Below are 21,569 nucleotides of genomic sequence, written 5' to 3' on the forward strand. Positions count from 1 at the left end.
CCGGCCGGTTCTTCGGCCGCCGGGGGCTACCGGATGAAGTAAATGACGACGAACAGCGCGATCCACACCACGTCGACGAAGTGCCAGTAGTACGAGACGACGATCGCAGCTGTCGCCTGCGCCGGAGTGAACTTCGACAGGCGTGTGCGGATGAGGAGGAAGACGAAAGCGAGGAGACCGCCGATGACGTGCATGCCGTGGAAACCGGTCGCCATGTAGAAGACCGACCCGTATGCGCTCGACGAGAGCGTGGTGCCCTCGTTGATGAGCGAGTAGTACTCGTAGGCCTGGCCGCACACGAAGAAGGTGCCCATCAGCAGGGTCAGCGTGTACCAGCGACGAAGGCCGTACACGTCGCCGCGCTCGGCGGCGAAGACACCTGCCTGGCAGGTGAACGAACTGAGAATCAGAACCGTGGTCACCGGCACGGCGAGCCAGAGGTTCAGATGTGTCGGGGGCTGCGGCCAGCCGTCCGATGCATTGGCCCGAGCGACGAAATACATCGCGAAGAGGCCAGCGAAGAACATCAATTCGCTCGACAGCCACACGATGGTGCCGACGCTGACCATGTTCGGACGGTTCAGCGAGTGCACGCGTGAGGTGATGGCGGTTTCTGAGTTACCCACAGCGCTAGTCACAAGAGAAGTATGACGGTTCGTAGTAACCGTTGACCACCCGGGTCGGAAAATTGCTCGAAGTCGCCTGCTTTCCGCAGGTAGAGCCGATGACGACGAGTCTACCGGCGTGTCCTGAGACCAGGATGAGGGTTTACGGTGGACGCCATGACGATATGGCGTGAGGTGGCGTGATGGTCTCGTGGAAGCTGCCCTGGCGCAGTGACGCCGCGCGCGCACCCGAGCCCGTGGTGGGCGATCCGGATCTGCGGGTGGTCGTCTCCGGCACCGACGAGACGGTCGCGAGTTCGGTGGCATTGGCGCAGGCGGGGTTCGCCTCGACCGAGGCGGTGGTTCTGCGGCATGTGGTGCGACTGCCCGCCTCGGCGGTCGGCGGGGTCCTCGAGCGTGTCGGTGCGGACGGTTACGCGGTCGACGAGAGTCCGGTGGATGAGCGTGTGGTGGCTGCGGGGCCCGACGCAGCGGACGACGCGCTGACGACCCTCGCGCTTGCTCGGGTGATGCCGGTGGATGCGGTGGCGCTCTCTCGGGAGCGGGCCCGCATCGCGAGCATGGTCTCGCGCGCGGAGGGGGCCGTCGTCGGTTGGGCGGTGCTGCGGCCGGCGGGTGCCGGGGAAGCCGGTGCGCCCCGTCGCTGAACTGCGGCGGATACTCCGCTGACGCGTCCGGGAGGCTGCCGTTAGGGTGGTTCGCGTGACTGCTGACGACGTGACTGCCGCCGAGAACGCTTACACCTGGCCGTATGTACTCGGCAAAGTGACCGATCGGGTCGATCTGACGGTGGACGAGGCGGCGTGGGCGATGCGCGAGATCATGTCCGACGCGGCGACCGGCGCACAGATCGCCGCGTTCGGTGTCGGCGTCAAAATGAAGGGCGCCTCGTCGTCGGAGTTGCGAGGGCTGTCGGAGGCGATGCTCGCACTCGCGAACCGCATCGAGGTGTCGGGGTCGGCGGTCGACATCGTCGGGACCGGGGGCGACCGCTCCCACACCGTCAACATCTCCACGATGACATCGGTGGTCGTGGCCGCTCTCGGTGTTCCAGTGGTGAAGCACGGGAACCGTGCGGCCTCGTCGAAGAGCGGCGGAGCCGACGTGCTCGAGGCGCTCGGCGTCGCGATCACGCTGCCGCCCGCCGCGGTCCAGCAGTGCGTCGAGGAACTCGGTATCGGCTTCTGCTTCGCGCCGGTCTTTCATCCGGCCTTCCGCTTCACAGGACCGCCGCGCAGCCAGATCGGCATTCCGACGGTCTTCAACGTGCTCGGGCCGCTGACGAATCCGGCGTCGCCGGAAGCCGGACTCATCGGCTGCGCCTTCTCCGACCTCGCGCCGGTGCTGGCGCAGGCCTTCGCAGAGCGCGGCAACCGGGTGCTTCTGGTTCGAGGCGACGACGGTCTCGACGAGTTGACGACCACCACCACCTCCACCGTGTGGCAGATCATCGGCGGCCGTTCCCGCGAACTGACCCTCGATCCCCGAGATCTCGGAATCGATCTCGTCGAGCTGTCAGCCCTGCAGGGCGGAGACGCTTCGGTCAACGCGCAGATCGCCCGTGAGATGTTCGCCGGTGCCCGCGGTGCGGTGCGTGACGCGGTGGTCCTCAACGCCGCGGCCGCTGTGGTCGCCTTCGAACAGGACGAGATGTTCACTCAGGAGGAGTTCATCGCGGCGATGCGCGATGCTCTCGCGAGGGTCGAGGCGGTGATCGACTCGGGCGGGGCGGCGGACCTGCTGTCGCGCTGGGCGCAGGTCAGCAACCGCCTCGCCGCCGAGCACGGCTGATCTCACCCTCCCGCGCGGTAGCGGCTCGGGGTGAACCCGAGCACCGAGGCGAAGTCGCGTGTCATATGGGCGTGATCGGTGTAGCCGAGCTCGGCGGCGATCTCGGCGAGGGATTCGTCCGGCCGTGTCCGGACGCGGTGCGCCGCCTCCTGCAGTCGACGGCGGCGGATCAACGCCGCCGGTGACAGGCCGACGTACTTGGCGGTGAGGCGCTGCAGGGTCCGTTCGCTGATCCCGAAGAGTTCGGCCGATTGATCGACCCGGATCAGAGCGGGGTCGGACTCGAGCGCGGTCACCGCGCGGTTCGCGAGCAGCGCCTCGTCGGTGAGCGACGCGCGAGCCCGCAGCCAACGTCCCACCGTCTCGGCAGCGGCCGCGGGGTCGGGCGGGGAGCCCATTCCAGTGGTCATCTCGGTGCTCACCGCGGCGTGCAGGTCCGGTGCGGACACCACGGTGACGGTGTCGAGATGTTCGGCGGGACGGATGGGGAGTGCTCCTGCGGCCGCGGGCCGCAGGAGTGCTCCCACGGCGCATCCTGTTCCTGCCAGGTCCCGATGACTGATCCGGGTGGTCGCACCGGCCACCACGACGTGATCGTGCTGAACCACCAGATTCAGGGCGCCGAAGCCGATGACCTCCTGGCGGCTGACACGGCCGGTCGGCAGCTGCCAGCGGCAGATCCAGAACCACCGGACCAGGTCGGCCGTCGCGCCGATGGCGGGAAGTCGATGGAACTCGGGAAGCGACTCGGGGCGCAGGACGCCTCGGTCGGACGGGACATCGGGGCGCGTCACGCCTCGCCGATCGAGAACCCGCCCTCCACCTCGGCGCTGGCGTAACTGCGGAACGCGATGTGCGTGGCACTCGTGCGGACACCGGGAAGACGGTTGATGGCGCCGGTCACCACCGAGGCGATCTCCTCGTGATTGCGCACCCGGACCTTGGCGATCAGGTCCACGTCGCCGGCGCACGAGTACACCTCGGTGACGCCCGGGATCTCGGCGACGGCCTGGGCCGTCTCGGGGATCTGATGGATGTCGGCTCCGATGAGAACGATGGCGGTGATCATGGGCTCGACTCTAGTGGCTTGCCGCCAGGCCGTTAGCGACTCGTCGCCTCGCGCGCCGATCGCGCGATGCGTGCGAAGTCGCGCCAGCGCTCGGCTGCGCCGATCGGCAGTGAGAGCTGGTCGCTCACGTCGACCAACCGCGTACCGGACTCGTACAGCCATCGCTCGATCAGCGCCGTCTCCTCGGCAGGCGCACCGGCGAGCGGTCCGCTGTCGTCGGCAGGGGGCAACACGGTCGTGGACGCGGCTCTGAGTCGTTCGACGACCGCCATCGGGGCCACGCCGCGAGCCGCGTGCGCGGAGCCGGCCAGGCGCCCGTATCTGACGACGCTCAGCTCCCAGCCGCCGGCACCGTCGGGCCGTGCGCCCACGACCTCCGGCCGCTGCGCCACCGCCGCGAGCCGCTGCGTCCGGGCGAGGGTCTCGATGGTCGCCGACAGTCGGTCGCGCGCCCGGGCCGCCGACTCGAACCGGCGCTGCTGGGCCAGGTACTCGACGCGTTCGCGCAGAACCGCGAGAAGCGAGTCGGACCGTCCCGAGATCAGGTCGCGTACGGCCTCGACTCGGCAGAGGTAGTCCGGCAGCGTCTGCGGGCGGTCACTGGCGGCGCGGCACGTTCCCGGCAGCGTCGCGACGAGCGGATCCGGCAGTCGTCCCGCCTCCGTCGGCCCCTCACACCAGTGGTGGCTCGCCTTCTTCAGGTCGGCGCCGCACGTCCGCAGCCCCGCCGCCCCGGAGAGGACGTCCGCCACCTCCAGCGCGACCGCCCGGCTCGTCACCGGCCCGAGCGATTCGGTCCCCGGCGTGCGCGACACCTTGAGGCGCGGGAAGCGCTCGGCGGTCAGGGTGATCCACCAGCCCCGCTGCGGATTGCGGGAGCGGCGATTGTAGGACGGCTTGTGGACCCCGAGAAGTCGCAGTTCGGCGACCCCGGCCTCCAGCGCGTGAGCGCACTCGACGTGATCGACGCGGGTCGCGAGTGAGACCATCTCGGCGATCCGGGTGCGGGTGTCGCTTCCGTTGAAGTACCCGGAGACGCGACGGTGGAGGTCGACGGCGGTACCTATATATAGGACCTCCTCCGACGGACCGCGGAAGAGGTAGACGCCCGGCCGATGGGGGAGCCCGGACGCCATCGTGCGTTTGGCGCGCATCGCCGGCGTCGCCCGGGGCAGATACGTGGTCAGATCGCCCACCGTTCGCACCCCCTGGTCGCCGACGCGCTCCAGAAGTCGATGGAAGACGTCGACCGTGGCACGGGCGTCGTCCAGCGCACGGTGGGTCGGCCGGACCGAGACGTCGAACAGATCGGCCAGCGCGGAGAGTTTGACGCTCGGCGCCTCCTGCCTGCTCAGAATCCGTCGGGCCATCACCACAGTGCACAGGGACGCGGAGAACGGCCACGGCAGGCCCGCTCGGGCAGCGCTCCTCCGCAGGAACCCCATGTCGAAGCGGGCGTTGTGCGCCACCAGGACGCACCCGCGGGCGAACTCGACGAAGGACGGCAGCACCGCCTCGACGGCTGGCGCGTCGTAGAGCATGGCGGTGGTGATTCCGGTGAGGGCGACGATCTGCGGCGGGATCGCGCGCCCGGGGTCGACCAGCGTCGCGAACTCGCCGAGCACTTCGCCTCCACGGATCTTGACCGCACCGATCTCCGTGATGCGGTCGTTCTCCGGACTCCCGCCCGTGGTCTCGAGGTCGACCACCACGAAGGTGGTCTCCCGCAACGGAGCGGAGGTGAACTCGTCGGCCTCGGGAAGGTCGGCGAACGACAGCTGTTCGACGGTCATGGCCGAACCGTACGGCGGGGCTCTGACAGCCCCGGCCCGACGCGCTTCGGCGGACGGAGATGTCGTAGGGGCGTCGTAGTCTCCACCCGAGGTCGACGGCGACGAGACGTCTTCGGGTCGCGGACAACGTGATTGCCCGGTTTCGCCGTCTCCACCGAGATGATGAGAGGCAGATCACATGAAAATTGACTGTGCGCGGTGTCCGATGCGAGCGCGAGCCTGCGGCGACTGCATGATGCAGGTCTTCTTCGGTCCGCCCACCAGCGGTTATGGGGTCATGGAGAACACTGACCCCGCCGGTGCCGAACTCGCCGACGCGATCGATGTGTTCGCTGACACAGAATTGATCTCCCCTGAGGTCGCGGGTGCGGCCAAACGGGGTGTCGTCGCAGGTGATGACACTTTCCGGGAGTCGTGGCCGGGTGGCCTCCGCGCCGTGTGAGCCGGTAGCGGACGGCGCGCCTACGGCGGGCCGGTGGACATCGCTGTCAGGGTTTCGTAATCTTTCCGAGACCTTCCAGTCAGGGATGTCCCGGAGCAGTCCGGGTGCCCGGTGGGTCATCGCCTAATCGCCCTCACCAACGGGGGCGAACCGGGGAACCACTTCCTCCGTGCGACCGATGCGAATCGTGCGTGCGGATTGGGGTGAATCGCACAAGGATTGAAGCTTCGGGCTTCTTTCTGCCTGCGTAGGGTCCATCTCTTCCGGCCCGAACCCGACAGCTAACCCGGTCGGCGATAAGGGAGAACAACAAGGAGTACGTGTTTTCGTGGGCAAACATAGTTTGGAGCAGACCAGTGCCGGCCGTAAGGCCGCCAAGTCCGCAGTGCTCGCCGGCTCGATCGCCATCGGCGGATCGCTGGCGTTCGCCGCAGCTCCCGCACATGCCACTCCGGTGACCGTTCCGAACGTCGGCACCTTCGACGTTCCGGGACTGCCGCAGAACCTGGTGCCGAAGGCCCCGCAGGCCCCGAGCCTGGACATCGGCACCCCGCAGCAGGTGCGCGCCAAGAAGGCGCTGCGCTACGCGGAGTCCAAGATCGGCGCGCCGTACGTCTACGGTGCGGCCGGCCCCAACGCCTTCGACTGCTCGGGTCTGACCTCGTGGGCCTACAAGCAGGCCGGGAAGATCATCCCGCGCGACAGCTACGGTCAGCTCGGCGGCGGCACCCCCGTCGCATCGCTGGCACAGGCCCAGCCCGGCGACATCCTGATCTTCAACGGCGGCGGCCACGCAGGCATCTACGCCGGCAATGGAATCTTCGTCCACTCGTCCACCGAGGGCGTTCCGGTGAAGCGCGACAAGGTGAACGCGTGGAACCTGACGGGTATTCGCCGCTACTGAGCAGCGACTGCCGTTTGAACTTCGGTGAAGGGCGGGACGGCGTGATGTGCGCCGGCCCGCCCTCACGGGTATGAAGGATCGAGTGCGAGTGGTGTTGAAGAGTCGAACGTCCCGGACGCTCAGACGGGCGGCCGCCTTCGGGCTGGCAGCCGTGTCCGCGTCGACGATCATGGTCGGGGCCCCCGTGTCAGCCGACCCGGCGCGCACCCCCGACCAACTGCTCTCGAAGTACCGCTCGCTCTCGGTGAACGCCGAGAAGACCTCCGAGGCGATGAACGCCGCGCAGGTCGAGTACGACAAGCAGCGCCGCATCGTCGCCGTCGAACGACGCAAGGCCGACAAGGCGGCCCATCAGCTCACCGCGATGCAGGGCCAGATGGACGCGGCCCAGAAGAAGGTGGACGCCCTCGCGCGCGTCAGCTACCGCGGAGCTCGCATCAACCGCCTCTACGCGATGCTGGTGAGCGATTCGCCCCAGAATCTCCTCGACAACATGTCGGGTCTGGAAGTGATGTCCCGCCAGTCGGCTGCCGACCTGCGGTCGGTGGTGAAGACCGCACGCGAGGCCAAGGCCGCCAAATCGGAGGCCGAGAAGACCGCCGCAGCCGCGACCCAGGCCATTGCCGCCTCGGAGAAGCAGCGCGGTGAACTGCAGGCCAAGCAGGCGAATCTGCAGATCGAAGCCGTTCAGATCCGCGCCATCTACCAGTCGATGACCGGCAAGCAGCTCGCCGCGCTGCGCGGGCCGAAGTACAACTTCGACCCCCGGGCCGTGCCGAAGGGGACCTCTCCGGAACTCGTGGCCGTCCAGGCCGCGATCTCGCGTATCGGTGATCCGTACGTCTGGGGCGCCACCGGGCCGAACCAGTTCGATTGCTCCGGCCTGATGCTGTGGGCCTATAAGCAGGCCGGACGTTCGATTCCGCGGACCAGTGAGGCTCAGCTCGCAGGCGGCACCCCGGTCGATCGCAACGACCTCGAGCCGGGAGATCTGATCATCTACTACCCGGATGCCACGCACGTCGGGATGTATGTGGGCGACGGTTACGTGGTGCACGCATCGACCTTCGGTGTGCCGGTCGCGGTGGTGCCGATCGACAAGGCCGGCCCGTACAACTCCGCGCGACGGTACTGAGTGCGCCCCCAGCGTGCCGCGATCGCGGCCACTGTCTTGGCGGCCGTGACTGCCGCGTCGCTCACCGCCTGTGGCTCCGTTGCCGATCACCCATCGGCCTCTTCGTCTCCGACGGTCGCGACGACGCCGCTGAACCCGTTCGAACAGCAGCGCTACGACGGCGTCACCGCCCTGCTCGACCAACTGTCGTCGACGCTGCGCAACGGCGACCGCAGAGGTCTGTCCGAACTCATCGATCCGGCCGCCACCGTCGAGTTCCGGCATCGGCTCGACGCCGTGGCTGCCGATTTCGCATCGGCGCCGGTGGGAAAGCCGCTCAAACTCAAGGAATTCCGCTATCGAGTGGCGCCTCAGACCGGTCCGGAGCACCTTCTCGAACCGGATTTCGAGGCGAAGCTCGAGGCGGCCGGCGCCTCCGACAGTTGGGTGACGCCCGTCGATCTCGACTACGCGCTGGGTGGCGCGTCGTCGCCTGGACTCGACGAACCGACGGTGACCCTCCACCAGAGCCTGACCTTCGCGCGATACGGCGACGACTGGAAAGTCGTCGGCGACGGTGGCCTGGCGCCCGACCCGTCGCAGGCTTCACGCGAGAATCCGAAGGCACCCGAGGTGGGACCGTGGGCGTTTCCGGGGCTGTCGGCGAACGACGTGCGCACCTCCGGGGGGACCTCGACGGTTCTGTGCTACCGGGGCGCGGAGAAGACCGCGGCTCAGGTCGCCGAAATCCTGCCCGCTGCGGTGGATGAGGTATCGAAGTTCTGGGGCGACGACTGGGTTCGGCGGATCGCGGTGATCTCCACCGCCGACGGCGCTCAGTTCTCCGGACTCACGAGGACCGTTCCGGTCGACACCTCAGCTGCCGCGGCCGCCACCGTGTACACCATGATCGATCGTCAGAATCAGCAGGTGGTGGGACAGCGGATCGTGCTCACGCCCGCCGCCCGTGCCCTGTCGAAGCCGGCGCTCGCCGTCGTGATCCGCCATGAGCTCACGCACGTCGCCTCGCGGCTCAACACCGCCGAGAACGCGCCGCTGTGGCTCACCGAGGGCGTTCCGGAGTACGTGGGCCGCAAGGGCACTTACCGGGACTTCGTCGACGCCGCACCGGAATTGGCCGCTGCCGTGGCCGCTGGCGACGTTCCGAAGGCGCTGCCCTCGGACGGGTCGTTCTCCGTCGACTCGGACGCGGCCCGGATCGCCTATCAGGAGGCGTGGTCGTTCGCGGCCTTCGTCGGCCAGAAGTTCGGCGAGGAGAAGCTCAAGAAGATGTACATCGGTGTCGGCAAGGGCGGAGACACCTCCACCACCGACGACGCGATGAAGGACGCGCTGGGTGCCGACAAGTCGACGGTGGTCGCCGACTGGCGGGCGTGGCTGCGCACCCAGGTGCGCCGGTGAGACGAACGCTGCTTGTCACCAACGACTTCCCGCCTCGGCCGGGCGGCATCCAGTCGTACCTGGAGAACCTGATCGCCTTCCTCCCGCCGGAGGACGTCATCGTCTACGCGCCGACGTGGCGGGGCTGCGAGGAGTACGACTGCGCGGCTCCGTACCGGATCGTCCGCCATCCCACGAGCCTGATGCTGCCGACTCCCGGAGTGCTGCGAAGGGCCGCGAATCTCGTGCGCGACAACGATGTTCACACAGTCTGGTTTGGCGCGGCGGCTCCGCTCGCGGTCCTCGGGCCCAAGCTCCGGAAGGCCGGGGCTCGGCGGATCGTCGCGAGCACACACGGTCACGAGGTCGGGTGGTCGATGCTGCCCGGCGCCCGCCAGGTACTCCGGTACATCGGCGACCACACCGACGCGATCACCTACGTCAGCCGCTACACCCGCGGCCGGTTCGCGGCGGCCTTCGGCCCGCGGGCATCGCTCGAGTACGTCTCCTGCGGAGTGGACGTCGACCGGTTCGCGCCGGACTCCACGGCGCGGCGCGTGCTGCGGGAGCGCTACGGACTGGGCGACGCACCCACAGTGCTCTGCCTGTCGCGGCTCGTGCCGCGCAAGGGCCAGGACATGCTGATCAGGGCGTGGCCCGCGATCCGTGACGCAATTCCCGACGCGCGGCTGATGATCGTCGGCGGCGGTCCCTACGCCGATGCGCTGCACCGGCTCGCCGAGGAGAACGGCGTGATGGATTCGGTGACCTTCACCGGCGGCGTCCCCGCCGCGGAACTGCCGATGCACCACGCGATGGCCGACGTATTCGCCATGCCGACCCGCACCCGGGGCGGCGGCCTCGACGTGGAAGGCCTCGGCATCGTCTTTCTCGAGGCCTCGGCCAGCGGTGTGCCGGTGGTGGCGGGCGACTCGGGCGGGGCGCCCGAGACGGTGCGCGAGAGCCTGACGGGCACCGTCGTCGACGGCCGTGACCGGGCCGCCGTCGCCGGGGCGATCGTCGAGATCCTCTCCTCACCGCGGCTCGCTGCGGCGATGGGGGAGGCCGGACGCGAATGGGCAGTGGAGAACTGGCAGTGGAAGATGCAGGCCGCGCGCCTCATGCGGCTGCTGTGACGAGCGCCGTCCGGTCCGGCCGACCACGCCGCCCCACGCGCTTGAACTGACGATCCCCGCGAACCCCGTCGGAAGGGGTTCGCGGGGATCGTCATACCGCGTCTCGGTGCCCGCAGGCACGCACCGGCGGCTACTTGCGGTAGATCGCCGCGATCTCCTCGGCCCACTTGTCGGCCACCACGTTGCGCTTCACCTTCAGCGTGGGGGTCAGTTCGCCCGAGTCCTCGCTGAAGTCGGTCGGGAGGATGCGGAACTTCTTGATGGTCTCGGCGTGGGAGACGGTCTCGTTGGCGGCGTCGACGGCCTCCTGGACCTCGGCCAGCAGGTCGGGGTCCTGCGCCAGATCGGCGACGCTGAGGTCGGCGGACTTGCCGTGGCGCTCCTTCCACGCCGGGAAGGCCTCGAGATCGATCGTGATGAGTGCGCCGATGAACGGTTTCTGATCGCCGACCACCACGGCCTGCGACACCAGTGCGCTCGCGCGGATGATGTCCTCCATAGGCGCGGGCGAGACGTTCTTGCCGCCGGCGGTGACGATGATCTCCTTCTTGCGGCCGGTGATGCTCAGGTAGCCGTCCTGGTCGAGCGCTCCGATGTCGCCGGTGTGGAACCAGCCGTCGGTGATCGCGGTAGCGGTGGCCTCGTCGTTGCGCCAATAGCCGGTGAAGACCACCTCGCCGGAGAGCAGGATCTCGCCGTCGTCGGCGATCCGGACGGCGTTGCCCGGGATGGGCCGGCCGACGGTGCCGACCTTCACCTGGCCGGGGGTGTTCACCGTGATCGCGGCGGTGGTCTCGGTGAGGCCGTAGCCCTCGTAGACGGGGATGCCGACGCCGCTGAAGAAGTGTCCGAGGCGCGAACCGAGGGGTGCGCCGCCGGAGATCGCGAGTTCGCAGACCCCGCCGAGCGCGGCGCGCAGCTTGGCGTACACCAGCTTGTCGAACACCGCGTGCTTCGCGCGCAGCAGCAGGCCCACGTCACCGTTCTGGGCGGCCGTCGAATACTGCACGGCGACGTCGGCCGCGAGATCGAAGATCTTGCCCTTCCCGCCGTCGTGCGCACTCTGGCGTGCCGAGTTGAACACCTTCTCGAAGACGCGGGGGACCGACAGGATCAGCGACGGCTTGAAGACGGAGAAAGTCGGCAGCAGATTGGGGATGTCGCTGGTGTACCCGACCTCCATGCCCGCCTCGAGCGCGACCAGGTTGATCGCGCGGGCGAGTACGTGTGCCATCGGCAGGAACAGCAGCAGGCGCTTGCCGTCGCCGAGCAGAGCATTCAGCGGGGTCTCCATCACGCCGGCGATCTCGCCGAGCAGGTTGGAGTGGGTCAGCATGCAGCCCTTGGGGCGGCCCGTGGTCCCCGAGGTGTAGATGAGGGTGGCCGGACTGGAGGCCTTGAGCGTCCGACGACGCGCGTGGACCTCCTCGTCTGCCACATCCTTGCCGCGCTCGGTGAGGAGTTCGACGACTCCCGGGCCGTCGGCGACGTCGATCTGGAACACCTGGACCGAGTCGTCCACCGATTCCACCGTGTCGATGACGGCGCGGTGCCCGGCGGTCTCGGCGATGATCGCCGTAGCGCCGGAATCGCGCATGATCCAATCGATCTGGGGACCGGAGGAGGAGTCGTAGACCGGGACGGTGATCGCGCCGGCCGACCAGATGGCGAAGTCCAGGAGAGTCCATTCCAGGCGCGTGGCCGAGACCAACGCGACGCGGTCGCCCGGTTCGATGCCCGAGGCGATCAATCCTTTGGCGATCGCCGTGACCTGCGCTCCGGCCTCGGCCGCGGTGACCGGGAGCCACTGCGAGCCGGACTGACGACGGAACACGGTCTTGCCGCTCTGCTTCTCGACGATGTCGAAGAGCACGTCGGACGCGTTCCGCTCCTCGGGGATCTGAAACTTCGCGGGCACGCGGCACTCGGCCATGAAATACACCTTCCGGAACGGAAATTTCTCAGAACGACCTGAATCTCTGAGTGATCTTAGACCCACTCGGAGTGCCGGTTACGCACGAGTCGGGTTTCACCCACGGGGCCGGGTGTGTGAAGCTAGGACGGTGACGAGCATTCAGGTTGCCGACGAGGTCTTCGTCGCTGCGGCGCCGTCGCTCGCCGGTGCGGTGGTGGGCGATCGGGCGCGCTGGCGGCAGTGGTGGCCGGACCTACGGCTGACCGTGGTCGAGGACCGCGGAGACCAGGGCGTGCGGTGGACGGTGGCCGGACCGGTCGAGGGCACCATGGAGATCTGGTGCGAGCCGTGCATGGACGGTTTCATCCTGCACTACTACCTGCACGCCGAGCCGTCGCGCCCACTGCCGGACGGGGCGCGCGAGCGGATGGACGCGGTCGCGGAGCTGAACCGCCGCAGGCGCATCGCGGGCAAGGAGATGTCCTTCCATGTCAAGGCGCTGCTCGAGGGTGACCGCGAGGCCGGGGCGCCCGCGGCGTCTGCCGTCGCGGGGGCGTAGCGATGGCCGACCACACCGAGCAGTCGATCGTCATCAACGCCGACGTGGCGGACGTGATGGCAGTGATCGCCGACTTCGACAACTATCCGCAGTGGGTCACCGCGGCCCGCGAGGTGACCGTTCTGGAACGGGACGAGGACGGACGGGGCGTTCGGGTGCGATTCGTCCTCGACGCGGGAGTCCTCGCCGACACCTACGAACTCCGATACACGTGGGACGAGGACGGCGACGGTGTCTGCTGGACGCTCGTCTCGAGTGAGCTGCAGCGCGCTCAGGAGGGCAGTTACCGTCTGGCGCAGCAGGTTCCGGGTTCGACCAAGGTGACCTACGCTCTCATGGTGGACCTTCACATCCCGATGATCAGCCAGTTGAAGCGACGCGCGGAGAAGGCGATCACCGAGGCCGCGCTCGGCGACCTGAAGAAGAGGGTCGAAGGCTGATCGATCTAGCGCCCATCGATCTGGTGCTCGGGCCGGGTGGCTCGGGCGTCTCCGTCGTCGCCGCGGCCGCGGCACTGCGGCACACCACGCACCCGCCCGCGGGCGTGCGGCTGGGCGCCGAGCGGGGCACACTGCTCGTCTCTCTCGACTCGCGGTCGTATCTGCCGGAACGTCTCGGCGTTCTTCGGCTCCCCGGGGAACCCGTCGCGGTGACCGCCGACGTCGACCTTCTGCAACTCGACCCGTTGTCCGTGCTGGAGCAGGCGTGGAGCGAGTTCACCGGCGCGCTCACGGCGGTGAGCTCGGGCAAGGCGCTCCTGCCGATAGTCGGTTCGGTGGCGTCGATGGCGCCGGGCGAGCTGTCGGCGCTGCCCGGCGTACAGGAGTTCCTGCTGCTCAGGCGGATTCGCGAAGCCGCGACCGCTGGACGGTGGCGACGCATCGTCGTAGACCTGTCCGGCTGCGGTGATCCGTTCGCCCTGTTGCGGTCGCCGACGGTGCTGTCCGCGGCACTCGAACGGCTGTGGCCGCGGCACGCGCGGCTCGCCGAGGCGGCGGAGAAGCCCGCGGTGGCGCAGTTGTCCGCGGCGGTGGAGGGCATCGACCGCGACTGCCAGGATCTGGCGGATCTGTTCACCGATCCGCACGGGGTGGCGGTCCACGTGGTGGTCGACGCGGGGGACCGCGGAGCGCGTGCGCTCGCAGACCAGATCGCGATCAGCGACCTGATGGCGCTGCCGTTGCGATCGGTGCTGGTCAATGAGGGCGCGGGCGGCGCGGCACAGGTCTGCGCGATCGATACCGCGCGGGCGGTGCTCGGCGGCGACGACACGGTGCAGGTGACGGCCGTGGCCGCCGCGCCGGAGGCGGTCGACCGGCTGTCCCGGATCCGCCGGGTGGTGGTCGATCTGCCGACACCGGGCGGGCGGCCGCGCGGGTCGGGCGCGCTGACCGTCGCGCACGTCTCCGGGGAGGGCCTGGACAGCGTCTTCGAACTGGCGTGGGACCAAGGGCTACCCGACCCCGACCGGCTGGCGCTGGGCAGGTCGGGCGACGATCTGCTGGTGACGGTGTCGGGTTTCCGTTTCCCGGTCCGGCTGCCCTCGGTGCTGCGGCGGTGCCTGGTGACGGGGGCCGACTGGCATGCGGGACGGCTGGTTCTGCGCTTCCGCCCGGACCCGGCCGTCTGGCCGCAGCGGCGCACCCGAACCACTCCGGACGGGGACGGATGACCGGACGAACGATCCCGGCGACGGGCACGACGAGAAGCCGGTGAACGTACACTCGTCGTTGTGAGCGAGGGCATCGACCGGGTGGGATGTGCGGTCTGTCACCACTCCGGTGCCCGGCGCTGGGGATCGGCCGCCGCGCCCGGTAGCGTCAGGTGTCCGCGATGCGCACCCACGTGCCGTCCGACCCCCGCTTGCTGCCCGACCCCCGCTTGCTGCCCGACCCCCGTTTGCCCGACCACCGATGTCGGCCCGACCACCGAGGACTCCACCCACGATGACCGACGACCACGACGCCACCGGTTCCGGAGCCGCCGACGCCGGCGACTCCGTGCAGGCGTTGCTGCTCGGTTTCGCGAATCAGATCGACCAGCTCGCCGGTCTGATCGCCGGCACATCCGGGTCGCGAGTCCCGGGTTCCGGGGTTGCGGGATCGGGCATTCCGGAGCTGCTCGGAGACGTCGGCACGATGGTCCGGGAACTCGGCGACCTGCTCGCCCGCATCCTCGCCGCACTGATCGCGGTGCTCGAGGCCGTCGCCGACATGCTGCGCTCGGATCGGTCCGAGCGCGCAGGCACGTCGTCGCGGTTCGAGACGATCTCGGTCAACGTCACGCCGATGGGCAGGTGACGTGACCGCGCGCGCAGGCGACGGGGCGTCGCCCGGTTCGGAACTGACCATCGGCATCGACATCGGCGGCACCAGCGTGAGAGCTTCGGTGGTGGACGCGCGCGGTCGCCAACTCGACACGCTTCGCACGGCCACCCCGCCGACCGCCGAGTCACTCGAGCACTGCCTGCACCGGCTCGTCACCGAACTGCGGGACCGGTGGGCGGTGGCAGCGGTGGGACTGGCGATCGCGGGTTTCCTGACACCCGATCGCCGGACGGTGCGCTTCTCCCCGCATCTGGCCTGGCGCGAGGCTCCGGTACCGGAGACGATGACGCGCAGGCTGGGGTTGCCGGTATTCGCCGAGCACGACGCCAATTCGGCCGCACTCGCCGAGCTGCACTTCGGTGCGGCGGCAGGTGGACACAACACGCTCGTCCTGTCCATCGGCACCGGGATCGGCGCGGGGATGATCATGGACGGGCGGCTCTATCGCGGCAGCTTCGGCGTGGCGCCGGAGTTCGGGCACCTCACCGTGGTTCCGGACGGCCGCTCGTGCAGTTGCGGCAAACGCGGTTGCTGGGAGCGCTACTGCAGCGGGACGGCACTGGTCGACACCGTGCTGGAACTGCTCGCCTCGCACGACTATCCGCGCAGCGTGCTGGCCGCCGAGTCGGAGGCGGACCCGGGCTCGCTCACGGGCAGGCGAGTGGCGGCGGCCGCGGCGGACGGCGACCCCGCGGCACTGGCCGCGTACGAGGACATGGCGCGCTGGCTCGGCTACGGTCTCGGCATGATCGCCGACGTCTTCGATCCGGATCTCATCGTCCTCGCCGGCGGCGTCGGTGCCGCGTCGAGTCTGTTCCTCGACGACGCGCGCGAGCACTATGCGGCGGCGGTCACCGGTAGCGGGCACCGCCGGCTGGCCCGGATCCGCGGTACCCAGCTCGGCGAGGCGGCGGGAACGATCGGTGCGGCCGAGGTGGCACGGCAGGGACTGGCGATGCAGGTGGCGGGCAGTCAGTAGAGTTTCTTCCGATGCGTTCGGGCGCCGGTGCGCCGGTGCAGGTCGGGAATCGAGCAGGAGGGGCAGCAACGTCCATGTGGTACTACCTTTTCAAATACATCTTCATGGGTCCGGCGCTCCGCTTGATGGGACGTCCGCGGATCGAGGGGCTGGAGAACATCCCCAAGGACGGTGCCGCGTTGATCGCGTCCAACCACATGGCGGTGGTCGACAGCTTCTACCTGCCGCTCATGGTGCCGCGGAGGATCTTCTTCCTCGCCAAGAGTGAGTACTTCACGGAGAAGGGCCTCAAGGGGCGCTTCAAGAAGTGGTTCTTCAGCACTTCGGGACAGATCCCGATCGACCGGTCCGGCGCCAGCGCGGCCGCGGACGCGCTTCTGGCGGGCAAGAAGGTGCTCGAGGACGGACGGCTGCTGTGCCTGTACCCGGAGGGCACCCGGTCGCCGGACGGCCGGCTGTACAAGGGAAAGACCGGGCTCGCACGGATCGCTCTGGAGACGGGCACACCGGTGATCCCGATCGCGATGGTCGGGACCGATCGGATCAACCCGCCCGGCACGGTGCTGCCGCGGCCGACCCGCATCGTCGTCCGAGTGGGCGAACCGCTCGACTTCTCGCGGTACGAGGGCATGGCAGGCAACCGCTTCATCGAGCGCGCGGTCACCGACGAGATCATGTACGCGCTGATGCGTCTCGGCGGCCAGCAGTACGTCGACGTGTACGCCGCCAGCCTCAAGAACGCCGACGGCGGCGCCAAGACGGCGGCACCGACGGCGCCGGCCGCGAAACCGGGCGACGCGGCCTGATCCGATTCCGGACCCCATGACGGTGTCCGCGCCGGCCGTCAAGCGGCCGTGGCGGACACCGTCGTCGTCTCGGGGGCACGGTACGGCAGCCGCCACAGTGCCACCAGGAGCGCCACGCCCCAGAGCGTGAAGGCGTTGCCGACCAGGTGCTGCCATGCAGCCCAGCCGTGCTCGATGGGCGGCAGGAGCTGGAAAGGCCCCACCGCGAAGATCACGACCCCGGTTCCGGCGAGGCCGAAGTACGTGGCACGGTAGCGGCGCTCATCGACGCGCCAGCCGATCGTCAGGCACAGGAGCAGCGCCGGGACGCACCAGACCCAGTGGTGGGCCCAGGTGGTCGGCGAGACGAGCAGTCCCCACACGGCCACGGCGCACGTGATCGCGAGGGCGTCGACGCGGCCGGTCATCGGTCCGCGCGCGAACGCCTCGGCGGGTCGTGCCGCCAGCACCGCCGCCAGCGCGAGGACCGTGGCCGCGACGCTGGTCAGGATCCAGGCGACCTCCGCGGCACTGCCCGCGTCACCGAACACGCGGAGCCACGCGGCGTTCAGATTCTGGTTGATCCGCCCCTCGGGTTGGCCGATCCGGGCGGTGTGGAACAGCGTGTCGGTCCAATACGTGCGGGAGTCGGCCGGCATCCAGATCCAGCCGATCGCCGCCGCGCCGACGAACGCGGCCAGTCCGGTGGCGACGGCGCGGAACCGGCGGGCCACCAGGAACACGCCGAGGAAGACCAGCGGGGTGAGTTTGACCGCCGACGCGATGCCGATCAGGACACCCTGTGCGCGGCGGCCCCCGGCGCGGTGCAGGACGAAGACGTCGATCATGATCATCGCCATCAGCACCACGTTGATCTGACCGAATCCGAGGGTCATCCAGAACGGGTTGAACCAGATGGTCGCGACCGATGCAGCGATCGCGAGCCACCACCGGTTGCCGGGCGAGCCGATGTCGAGCACGGCGAGCGAGAGCTTGGTGACGTAGACCAGCAGCGCGGCGGTGACCAGTGAGATCCCGATGCTCGCGACGGCGAGCGGGATCGCACCCAACGGGGTGAACAGCAGCGCCGCGAACGGCGGGTACGTGAACGGCAGCCAGATGCCGTCGGCGGTGAAGGGCATCGAACCGTCGGCGTACAGACTCAGGCCCTGATGCCAGATCTGGCCGCCGATGCGGTACACGTCCATGTCGAACCGGGTTCGGGTGCCGAAACTGGATGTGAAGGGCACGCCCAGGATCTGCAGGGCGGCCGAGAGTGCGAATGCGGCGACGATCGCCGCCCTCGCGGCTGGTCCGGGCGACCGCCGGGTGAGCCGCTCGGCGAGCCGTTGACCCCGGAGCGCTCCGCCCTCGTCGCGGGGCTGCGTCTGACCGCTTGCAGTGGGCATGAAAGCCAGTATTCCTGTCCGGCATGGATAATCAGAAGTCGTGCGCTACTTCTACGACACCGAGTTCATCGAAGACGGAACCACCATCGAGCTGGTGTCGATCGGGGTGGTCGGCGAGGACGGCCGCGAGTTCTACGCCGTCTCGACCGAATTCGATCCGGCGCGGGCGGGTGACTGGGTACGCACCAACGTCCTCGACAAGCTGCCGTCCCCGGCCGACAAGGCGTGGCGGAGTCGCCGAGCGATCCGCGAGAGCCTCTACGAGTTCCTCACCGCCCCTGGCGACGGCGTCGAACTGTGGGCGTGGGTCGGCGCGTACGACCACGTGGTGGTGTGTCAGCTGTGGGGGTCGATGACCGAGCTGCCGCGGGAGATGCCGCGCTTCACCCGGGAACTCCGACAGCACTGGGAGGCCGCGGGCCGTCCGGAACTGCCTCCGGCTCCGCGCAACGCACACGATGCGCTCGCCGACGCGCGGCACAACCTCGTCAAGTGGCGCGCCATCGAAGCGGCCGTCGGCGGCGGCGCCGGCGTGAACTGACGGCCGAGAACCGACGGCACTGTCGGAGGTGACCGACGCGACGTCCGGTTCGTCACGATAGGCTGGAGCGGTGGTGAACTGGACCGTAGACGTGCCCATCGACGAGCTTCCCGAACTGCCGCCCCTGCCGGGACGTCTCGCCGAGCAATTCGACGACATGCTGGCGCGCCCGGCTCTGCAGCAGCCGAGCTGGCCCGAAGAGGAGGCGCACAAGATGCGCACCGTCCTCGAGAGCGTCCCGCCGATCTGCATGCCGTCCGAGGTGGAGGTGCTCGCCGACCAACTCGCCGAGGTGGCCCACGGTCGCGCGTTCATGCTCCAGGGCGGAGACTGCGCCGAGACCTTCGCGGCCAACACCGAGCCGCACATCAAGGGCAACATCCGCACCCTGCTTCAGATGGCCGTGGTGCTCACCTACGGCGCGAGCATGCCGGTGGTGAAGGTCGCCCGCATCGCGGGGCAGTACGCGAAGCCGCGTTCGTCCGACACCGATGCGCTCGGGCTGCTCTCGTACCGAGGCGACATGGTCAACGCGCTGGAGGCCGACGAGGCCGCGCGCGTGCACGATCCCTCGCGTCTGGTGCGCGCGTACGCGAACGCCGCCGCGGCGATGAACCTGGTGCGGTCGCTGACCGGGTCGGAGGCCCGCCTGGCGCACGTTCACAACTGGAACCGCGAGTTCGTCCGCACATCGCCGGCCGGTGCGCGGTACGAGGCGCTCGCCGCGGAGATCGATCGCGGGCTGCGATTCATGGACGCCTGCGGCGTCACCGACTCGAGCCTCGAGTCGGCGTCGATCTTCGCCTCGCACGAAGCTCTGGTGATGGACTACGAGCGCGCCATGCTGCGGCTCGCCGACAACCCGCGCGGCGGCGACGAGCAGACTCTGTACGACCTGTCGGCGCACTTCCTGTGGATCGGCGAACGCACCCGGCAGCTCGACGGCGCTCACATCGCGCTGGCCAAGCTGATCAGCAATCCGATAGGCGTCAAGATCGGCCCCACCACGACGCCCGAGCTGGCGGTCGAATACGTGGAGGCACTCGACCCCGACAACCGTCCCGGCCGGCTGACGCTGGTGTCGCGGATGGGTAACGGCAAGGTCCGCGAGGTCCTGCCCGCGATCGTGCAGGCCGTCGAGGCGACCGGACACAAGGTGATCTGGCAGTGCGATCCGATGCACGGCAACACCCACACCGCGTCCACCGGTTTCAAGACCCGCCACTTCGACCGCGTGGTCGACGAGGTGCAGGGCTTCTTCGAGGTGCATCGTGCGCTGGGCAGTCACCCCGGGGGCATTCACATCGAGCTGACCGGTGAGGATGTGACCGAGTGCCTCGGTGGCGCACAGGACATCTCCGACCTCGATCTCGAAGGCCGTTACGAGACGGCGTGCGATCCGCGCCTCAACACCCAGCAGTCGCTGGAACTGGCTTTCCTCGTGGCGGAGATGCTGCGCGGCTGAGGGGAGCCTGCGCGGCTGAGGAGACCGACGGCGCCCGGTTCAGGCGAGCGAGGCGCCCACGGCCCACCCCGCAGCTGCGAGCACGACGGCGACGATCGTGATGATCGTCAACCACACGGCCGCCAGTGCGCGTCCGCGCGAGGTGGCCGCGGGATCGGCTTCGTCGATCACGTCGACCTCGTCGGAGTCCGGCTCCCAGTCGGCCCGGTCGGCCCACTCCGGCTCGTCGTCCGCCCAGCGTCGCTCGTCGGGTCCGTCCCAGGCGTCGTCGTCCCAACGATCAGACGGGGGGAGCGGCTCGGGATCGTATGCGGTGACCGGTCGCGGATCGGGCGCCTGCGCCGACACGGCCCGCACCGGGCGGGCGATGGCGGAGGTGACCCGCGCCGAGGCCCGGCTCGGAGCCGGGACGGTGAAGGCGGGCAGGTCGAGTTCATCGGCGGCGTCGAGCAACGCGTGCTGCATGGCGAATCCGTCGCGGAAGCGATCGGTGCGGTCACGCTCGGTGGCTCGCAGGACGATCTCGTCGATCTGCGGCGGGACGCCTTCGATCAGGTCGCCGGGGGCGGGGACGTCGTAGGTGAGCCGCTGATAGGCCAGCGCGAGCGGAGTGCTGCCGCTGAAGGGCTGCCGTCCGGTCAGTAGTTCGAACAGCATCACTCCGGCCGAGTACACGTCGCTGCGCGCGTCGACGTCGGTGGAGTTGACCTGCTCGGGGGACAGGTACGCGGCGGTCCCCAGAATCACGCTCGCCGACGTGACGCCGGCTTCGGCGACCGCGCGGACCAGACCGAAGTCGGCCACTTTGATGTCGCCGTTGTCGGAGACGAGGACGTTCTCGGGCTTCACGTCCCGGTGCACCAGCCCCGCGCGGTGCGCGGTGCCCAGGCCGCCGAGCATCGGGATCGCGACGGACGCCACCGCGTGCGGCGGCATCGGCCCGCGTTCGCGGAGCAGTTCGCGGACGCTGCCCCCGCGCACGAGCTCCATGACGAGGAACGCGACCTCACCGTCGATGCTCTGGTCGTAGACCGCGACGAGGCCGGGGTGGCTCAGACCGGCGACGGCGCGGGCCTCGAACTCGAACCGGCGCAGGAACTGGGGGTCGCCCACGTAACGCGCATCCATCACCTTCACTGCGACGCGCCGACCCAGACGCAGGTCGGTTCCCACATACACCGAGGACATCCCGCCGCGAGCGATCGGCGCGTCGATCCGGTATCTGCGCTCCAGCACTCGGCCGATGAGCGGGTCGCCAGGGGTGGTCACGGTGTTCGAATCTACCCGCCGCGCCGACGACCTCGTATGTGCCG

Annotated in this window: 21 protein-coding genes and 1 riboswitch; of the genes, 14 read left to right on the top strand and 7 right to left on the bottom strand. The window is 69.1% G+C overall.

The features are described from left to right. Nucleotides 1-26 precede the first annotated feature (26 nt). Nucleotides 27-638: an aa3-type cytochrome oxidase subunit III gene (locus tag Y710_RS05345; RefSeq protein ID WP_039866941.1), complete on the bottom strand. Its 612-nt coding sequence runs from the start codon at nt 636-638 to the stop codon at nt 27-29. 170 nt (nt 639-808) lie between these two features. Here Y710_RS05345 and Y710_RS05350 point away from each other — a divergent pair, with 170 nt between their 5' ends. Together Y710_RS05350 and trpD are read left to right on the top strand one after the other, a co-directional pair. Then, the gene (locus tag Y710_RS05350; protein WP_006895290.1) at nt 809-1,273 is read left to right on the top strand and encodes a hypothetical protein; all 465 of its coding nucleotides are present in this window, start codon (nt 809-811) and stop codon (nt 1,271-1,273) included. A gap of 55 nt (nt 1,274-1,328) precedes the next feature. Further along, a complete protein-coding gene (gene trpD / locus Y710_RS05355) occupies nt 1,329-2,417 on the top strand; it encodes an anthranilate phosphoribosyltransferase (protein ID WP_062366672.1) in 1,089 nt (362 codons plus the stop codon). A 2-nt stretch (nt 2,418-2,419) separates the two neighbouring features. Here trpD and Y710_RS05360 read toward each other — a convergent pair whose 3' ends face one another. From Y710_RS05360 to Y710_RS05370, 3 genes are read right to left on the bottom strand one after another with little or no spacing between them, the layout of a single operon-like run. After that, entirely contained in the window at nt 2,420-3,211 is a 792-nt protein-coding gene (locus tag Y710_RS05360; RefSeq protein WP_062366674.1) for an AraC family transcriptional regulator, read from the bottom strand. Then, nucleotides 3,208-3,486 (bottom strand): Lrp/AsnC family transcriptional regulator, encoded by a 279-nt coding sequence (locus Y710_RS05365; RefSeq protein WP_006895293.1) that lies wholly within the window; start codon nt 3,484-3,486, stop codon nt 3,208-3,210. The genes Y710_RS05360 and Y710_RS05365 overlap by 4 nt, the downstream gene beginning before the upstream one ends. A 32-nt stretch (nt 3,487-3,518) precedes the next feature. Further along, nucleotides 3,519-5,279, bottom strand: coding sequence for a DEDD exonuclease domain-containing protein (locus Y710_RS05370; protein ID WP_062366676.1), 1,761 nt, complete (start codon nt 5,277-5,279; stop codon nt 3,519-3,521). Between the two features lie 552 nt (nt 5,280-5,831). Continuing rightward, nucleotides 5,832-6,031, top strand: a riboswitch (cyclic di-AMP (ydaO/yuaA leader). 18 nt (nt 6,032-6,049) lie between these two features. On the opposite strand from Y710_RS05370, the gene Y710_RS05380 reads away from it, so the two are divergent. The 4 genes from Y710_RS05380 to Y710_RS05395 all read left to right on the top strand — a co-directional run bounded on the left by Y710_RS05380 (nt 6,050) and on the right by Y710_RS05395 (nt 10,276). Beyond that, a complete protein-coding gene (locus tag Y710_RS05380; RefSeq protein ID WP_006895296.1) occupies nt 6,050-6,625 on the top strand; it encodes a C40 family peptidase in 576 nt (191 codons plus the stop codon). 169 nt (nt 6,626-6,794) lie between these two features. Further along, nucleotides 6,795-7,760 carry a C40 family peptidase gene (locus tag Y710_RS05385; protein WP_045539826.1) on the top strand — a complete coding sequence of 322 codons (966 nt, stop codon included), beginning with the start codon at nt 6,795-6,797 and terminating at the stop codon, nt 7,758-7,760. Nucleotides 7,761-7,805: 45 nt separating this feature from the next. Beyond that, nucleotides 7,806-9,161 carry a peptidase MA family metallohydrolase gene (locus Y710_RS05390; RefSeq protein WP_231875682.1) on the top strand — a complete coding sequence of 452 codons (1,356 nt, stop codon included), beginning with the start codon at nt 7,806-7,808 and terminating at the stop codon, nt 9,159-9,161. Next, on the top strand, nt 9,158-10,276 hold the full coding sequence (locus tag Y710_RS05395; RefSeq protein WP_006895299.1) for a glycosyltransferase family 4 protein: 1,119 nt from the start codon (nt 9,158-9,160) through the stop codon (nt 10,274-10,276). The genes Y710_RS05390 and Y710_RS05395 overlap by 4 nt, the downstream gene beginning before the upstream one ends. A 130-nt stretch (nt 10,277-10,406) precedes the next feature. Here the strand turns inward: Y710_RS05395 and Y710_RS05400 are convergent, their stop codons facing one another. Further along, nucleotides 10,407-12,209, bottom strand: a complete 1,803-nt coding sequence (locus tag Y710_RS05400; protein WP_062366681.1) for an AMP-dependent synthetase/ligase — start codon at nt 12,207-12,209, stop codon at nt 10,407-10,409. Nucleotides 12,210-12,339: 130 nt separating this feature from the next. Here Y710_RS05400 and Y710_RS05405 point away from each other — a divergent pair, with 130 nt between their 5' ends. The 6 genes from Y710_RS05405 (at nt 12,340) to Y710_RS05430 (ending at nt 16,862) form a co-directional block, all read left to right on the top strand. Next, a complete protein-coding gene (locus tag Y710_RS05405; RefSeq protein ID WP_062366683.1) occupies nt 12,340-12,750 on the top strand; it encodes a hypothetical protein in 411 nt (136 codons plus the stop codon). Between the two features lie 2 nt (nt 12,751-12,752). Further along, complete coding sequence (locus Y710_RS05410; RefSeq protein ID WP_062366685.1) at nt 12,753-13,190, top strand: SRPBCC family protein; 438 nt, start codon at nt 12,753-12,755, stop codon at nt 13,188-13,190. A 20-nt stretch (nt 13,191-13,210) separates the two neighbouring features. Further along, nucleotides 13,211-14,422 (top strand): ArsA-related P-loop ATPase, encoded by a 1,212-nt coding sequence (locus Y710_RS05415; protein WP_062366688.1) that lies wholly within the window; start codon nt 13,211-13,213, stop codon nt 14,420-14,422. A 274-nt stretch (nt 14,423-14,696) separates the two neighbouring features. Further along, on the top strand, nt 14,697-15,050 hold the full coding sequence (locus Y710_RS05420; protein WP_062366690.1) for a hypothetical protein: 354 nt from the start codon (nt 14,697-14,699) through the stop codon (nt 15,048-15,050). A gap of 1 nt (nt 15,051) precedes the next feature. Continuing rightward, nucleotides 15,052-16,056: an ROK family protein gene (locus Y710_RS05425; RefSeq protein WP_062366692.1), complete on the top strand. Its 1,005-nt coding sequence runs from the start codon at nt 15,052-15,054 to the stop codon at nt 16,054-16,056. Nucleotides 16,057-16,130: 74 nt separating this feature from the next. Then, complete coding sequence (locus Y710_RS05430) at nt 16,131-16,862, top strand: lysophospholipid acyltransferase family protein (protein ID WP_062366694.1); 732 nt, start codon at nt 16,131-16,133, stop codon at nt 16,860-16,862. A gap of 38 nt (nt 16,863-16,900) precedes the next feature. Here Y710_RS05430 and Y710_RS05435 read toward each other — a convergent pair whose 3' ends face one another. Then, nucleotides 16,901-18,250: a glycosyltransferase 87 family protein gene (locus tag Y710_RS05435; RefSeq protein ID WP_062366696.1), complete on the bottom strand. Its 1,350-nt coding sequence runs from the start codon at nt 18,248-18,250 to the stop codon at nt 16,901-16,903. 40 nt (nt 18,251-18,290) lie between these two features. On the opposite strand from Y710_RS05435, the gene Y710_RS05440 reads away from it, so the two are divergent. After that, the gene (locus Y710_RS05440) at nt 18,291-18,791 is read left to right on the top strand and encodes a polyadenylate-specific 3'-exoribonuclease AS (RefSeq protein ID WP_006895308.1); all 501 of its coding nucleotides are present in this window, start codon (nt 18,291-18,293) and stop codon (nt 18,789-18,791) included. A gap of 70 nt (nt 18,792-18,861) precedes the next feature. Further along, nucleotides 18,862-20,256 (top strand): class II 3-deoxy-7-phosphoheptulonate synthase, encoded by a 1,395-nt coding sequence (locus Y710_RS05445; protein ID WP_006895309.1) that lies wholly within the window; start codon nt 18,862-18,864, stop codon nt 20,254-20,256. Nucleotides 20,257-20,295: 39 nt separating this feature from the next. Here Y710_RS05445 and Y710_RS05450 read toward each other — a convergent pair whose 3' ends face one another. Beyond that, a complete protein-coding gene (locus Y710_RS05450) occupies nt 20,296-21,525 on the bottom strand; it encodes a protein kinase domain-containing protein (RefSeq protein ID WP_062366698.1) in 1,230 nt (409 codons plus the stop codon). Nucleotides 21,526-21,569 lie beyond the last annotated feature (44 nt).

The organism is Gordonia sp. QH-12, assembly GCF_001578675.1.
Classification (GTDB): Bacteria; Actinomycetota; Actinomycetes; order Mycobacteriales; family Mycobacteriaceae; genus Gordonia; species Gordonia sihwensis.

Bases quoted from the DNA above. Each gene is read 5' to 3' on its own strand.
- Y710_RS05400 (WP_062366681.1), bottom strand. From the start codon at position 12,209: ATGGCCGAGTGCCGCGTGCCCGCGAAGTTTCAGATCCCCGAGGAGCGG.
- Y710_RS05420 (WP_062366690.1), top strand. From the start codon at position 14,697: ATGACCGACGACCACGACGCCACCGGTTCCGGAGCCGCCGACGCCGGC.
- Y710_RS05430 (WP_062366694.1), top strand. From the start codon at position 16,131: ATGTGGTACTACCTTTTCAAATACATCTTCATGGGTCCGGCGCTCCGC.
- Y710_RS05435 (WP_062366696.1), bottom strand. From the start codon at position 18,250: ATGCCCACTGCAAGCGGTCAGACGCAGCCCCGCGACGAGGGCGGAGCG.
- Y710_RS05365 (WP_006895293.1), bottom strand. From the start codon at position 3,486: ATGATCACCGCCATCGTTCTCATCGGAGCCGACATCCATCAGATCCCC.
- Y710_RS05350 (WP_006895290.1), top strand. From the start codon at position 809: ATGGTCTCGTGGAAGCTGCCCTGGCGCAGTGACGCCGCGCGCGCACCC.
- Y710_RS05385 (WP_045539826.1), top strand. From the start codon at position 6,795: ATGGTCGGGGCCCCCGTGTCAGCCGACCCGGCGCGCACCCCCGACCAA.
- Y710_RS05410 (WP_062366685.1), top strand. From the start codon at position 12,753: ATGGCCGACCACACCGAGCAGTCGATCGTCATCAACGCCGACGTGGCG.
- Y710_RS05370 (WP_062366676.1), bottom strand. From the start codon at position 5,279: ATGACCGTCGAACAGCTGTCGTTCGCCGACCTTCCCGAGGCCGACGAG.